Annotated in this window: 5 protein-coding genes; 1 reads left to right on the forward strand and 4 read right to left on the reverse strand. The window is 64.9% G+C overall.

Features of this window, described 5'->3' with window-relative positions; genetic code table 11:
* Positions 1 to 460: OsmC family protein (locus EOA86_RS28030; RefSeq protein ID WP_164892044.1), on the forward strand; the 460-nt coding region annotated here is incomplete at its 5' end.
* Between the two features lie 15 nt (positions 461 to 475).
* Here EOA86_RS28030 and EOA86_RS28035 read toward each other — a convergent pair.
* The 4 genes from EOA86_RS28035 to EOA86_RS28050 all read right to left on the reverse strand — a co-directional run.
* Complete coding sequence (locus EOA86_RS28035; protein ID WP_128344646.1) at positions 476 to 679, reverse strand: hypothetical protein; 204 nt, start codon at positions 677 to 679, stop codon at positions 476 to 478.
* Between the two features lie 124 nt (positions 680 to 803).
* Positions 804 to 1,433 carry a hypothetical protein gene (locus EOA86_RS28040; protein WP_128344647.1) on the reverse strand — a complete coding sequence of 210 codons (630 nt, stop codon included), beginning with the start codon at positions 1,431 to 1,433 and terminating at the stop codon, positions 804 to 806.
* An 81-nt stretch (positions 1,434 to 1,514) separates the two neighbouring features.
* Positions 1,515 to 2,261, reverse strand: a complete 747-nt coding sequence (locus EOA86_RS28045; RefSeq protein WP_128344649.1) for an SDR family NAD(P)-dependent oxidoreductase — start codon at positions 2,259 to 2,261, stop codon at positions 1,515 to 1,517.
* A 111-nt stretch (positions 2,262 to 2,372) separates the two neighbouring features.
* A partial coding sequence (locus tag EOA86_RS28050; RefSeq protein WP_281035702.1) for an amidophosphoribosyltransferase occupies positions 2,373 to 3,209 on the reverse strand: 837 nt, incomplete at its 5' end.

Below are 3,209 nucleotides of genomic sequence, written 5' to 3' on the forward strand. Positions count from 1 at the left end.
CTATCGCGACGACGCATCGCGCGCTCTGATCACGCTTCGGGCCAAAGGCTCGATCGACGACCAGTCGATCGCCTGCAAAGTGGAGACGGGCAGGGCGCTCGCCGTTGCCGGTCTGCATCCGGCTACCGGCGGTTCGGGGCTCGAACTGTGTTCGGGCGACATGCTGCTGGAGGCCCTGGTCGCTTGCGCCGGCGTAACGCTGAAGGCGGTGGCGACGGCGCTGGAGTTCAAGCTCGGCGCCGCCACCGTGGAGGCCGAAGGCGATCTCGACTTTCGCGGCACCTTGGGTGTAGCAAGAGATGCGCCGGTCGGCTTCCGCGCCATCCGGCTCACATTCGGCCTCGACACTGACGAGCCACAGGAGCGCATCGACGCGCTGCTCAAGCTAACCGAACGCTACTGCGTGGTGTTTCAGACAATCAATACCAGGCCGGAACTGACGGTCAGTGCGAAGTGCTGAAACGCGCGCCGCCGGCTACTCACTTTCGCCCTCGTCGGCGAACGGCGAGGCGCTCGGCACACACTGCACCGACCAGCCGGCCGGCGTCGGCTGCTTCTGATATTCGGTGATGGCGGAGGTGCACTGTTCGCGGGTGTCGAACGTGCTGGGCAGCACCACCATGCCGCCTTGCGGACCGGCAATCACTAGATACCAGACCAACGGTACGCTCGAAGCCATGGAAATTTCCTCGCTTATTGTGGCAGTCGGGCGATCCTATCAACTCCGGTCGATCGGCGAAAGCGCGGCCGGGCGCGGCGGTTCGCATCACAGCCGTGCGATGTCCTGTGTTTGTTGGAACAGCTCAGTTCACGGCAAAGCAGTAGAACAGGCCGTCGCCGCCGGTGCTCCTCAGCGCCTCCTGACTGCACCCGCCGCGTGAAGCGTGCGAGGAATTCCACGATTTGGCGGCGGCCGAATCGTCGAGACCCATGCGGTCGTGATGGCCCGTCATTGCCGCACCTTCTGCGCCGCTGAGCGTCCAGTCGCCGCAGGTTTGGTCGGCGATTTTCGTGCCGTCCGGCTTGGAGCCGGTCAGCACGTCGTGCCGGTTGGGCTTATCGCCGCGGCCGTTGACCACTTCACCCTTTTCGTCGAGCGCCGTCTGCTTGGTGATGGCGTTGGCATCGCTATGCAGCGAAGCGACATTGTCGGCGATCTTGACGCCCGTGGCGTTGAACCACGGTCCCTTGCCGATGCGATCGCGTGCGTCGGTGTCGCTGGTCGAGAGATAGGCGCGCCATGTTTTACCGGTAATGCCGGCCGCTTCGGCCAGCGACCCGCAATGGGCATCGGCACCCGCAAGGCCGCCGAGATCTGCGCCCTTGCCGGAGCCGACGCTGGTGACGAAGAAGCTCATTGTCGCATCCTGCGAGGATGCGCCGCCGATGGCTGCTAGCGATGCAGCGGCGGTGACGAGAAGCAGTTTGCGCATGGTGGTCCTCCGTTTGCGAACGTTTGGCATTCCAACAACGTCGGTGGCGGTGCAATTCTTCCGCCAAATTGCGCGATGCGTCTACTCCGGCTGCCGGTAGGCAACAAAGCGGTTGTGCTTGGCCTGGAAGATCAGCCCGGTTTCCGTAAGCGCAGGGCTGGCCAGCGGCAGGATGCGTTTGGCGATCTCCTGGGGGTGCGGCAGCGTTTCCGGGTCCTCGCCGGGCACTGCCTGCGCCCGCATGGCGGTGCGGGTGGCGCCGGGGTCGGCGGCATTGACCCTGAGGGCCAAGTTTTCGGTCTCATGCGCCCAGGAACGCATCATGGTCTCGACCGCCGCCTTCGACGCCGCATAGGGCGCCCAGAAGGCTCGCGCCGAATGGGCGGCGTTGGAGGAAAGCACGATGGCGCGGCCGGCATCGGAGAGCCTGAGCAACGGATCGACCGAGCGGATCAGTCGCCATGTCGAGGTGACGTTGATGGTCATCACCCTTTCGAAGGTCTTGGCCTCGACATGACCGATCGGCGAGATGACGCCGAGCACCGCCGCATTGGCGACCAGGACGTCGAGCTTGCCCCAGCGCTCGTGGATGGCGCCGCCCAGCCGGTCGATGCCGGCCATGTCGGCGAGGTCGAGCGGCACAAGGGTGGCTTGTCCGCCCGTTGCCTTGATCTGGTCGTCGAGTTCCTCCAGTCCGCCGACGGTGCGGGCAATCGCGATGACATGCGCTCCAGCGGCGGCAAGTTCCAGGGCGATGAAGTAGCCGATGCCGCGCGAGGCACCGGTGACGACCGCGACGCGGCCGGAAAGGTCGAGGGCAGGGGTCACCGGGCAGCTCCGAAGGTTAGCGCTCTATGATGTCCGGCAGGACAGAGGGGCGCGACACAGCAATCGCGACGAAATTTGCAAACCGGCGAAATTCGCGGGTTCCAGCTAGACCTACGCCCCGCCCGCCGCCAGCAGCGACAGCGTGCGCACATTGTCCGAACCTTCGAAGTCGGCGAGCCGGGTCGGATATTGCCCGGTGAAGCAGGCGTCGCAGAACTGCGGCTGCTCATTGGCGCGACCGGCCTCGCCGACGGCGCGGTAAAGCCCGTCGATCGACAGGAATCCAAGCGAATCGACGCGGATAAACTCGGCCATCTCTTCCACCGACATGCGCGACGCCAGCAGCTTCGACTTTTCCGGCGTGTCGACGCCGTAGAAGCAGGAGGCGCGCGTCGGCGGCGAGGCGATGCGCATGTGCACTTCCTTGGCGCCGGCATCGCGCACCATCTGCACGATCTTCTGGCTGGTGGTGCCGCGCACGATCGAATCGTCGACCAGAACCACGCGCTTGCCTTCGATCATGCGGCGGTTGGCGTTGTGCTTGAGCTTGACACCCATGTGGCGGATCGAATCGCCAGGCTGGATGAAGGTGCGGCCAACATAGTGATTGCGGATAATGCCGAGCTCGAACGGGATGCCCGCGGCCTGCGAAAAGCCGATCGCCGCCGGGGTGCCGCTGTCCGGCACCGGCACGACGATGTCGGCATCGACTGGGCTTTCCAGCGCCAGCTCCGCGCCGATGCGCTTGCGCACCTCGTAGACGTTGCGGCCTTCGACCGATGAATCCGGGCGTGCGAAATAAACATATTCGAAGATGCAGAAGCGGGTCTTCTGCGGCTCGAACGGAAACAGGCTTTCGATGCCCTTTGTGGTGACGACGACCATCTCGCCGGGCTTCAGGTCGCGCACGAAACGGGCGCCGATGATGTCGAGCGCGCAGGTTTCGGA

This window comes from Mesorhizobium sp. M5C.F.Ca.IN.020.32.2.1 (assembly GCF_004023105.1).
GTDB classification, from domain to species: domain Bacteria; phylum Pseudomonadota; class Alphaproteobacteria; order Rhizobiales; family Rhizobiaceae; genus Mesorhizobium; species Mesorhizobium wenxiniae.

Coding starts and splice junctions, on each gene's coding strand:
- EOA86_RS28040 (WP_128344647.1), bottom strand. CDS start 1,433: ATGCGCAAACTGCTTCTCGTCACCGCCGCTGCATCGCTAGCAGCCATC.
- EOA86_RS28035 (WP_128344646.1), bottom strand. CDS start 679: ATGGCTTCGAGCGTACCGTTGGTCTGGTATCTAGTGATTGCCGGTCCG.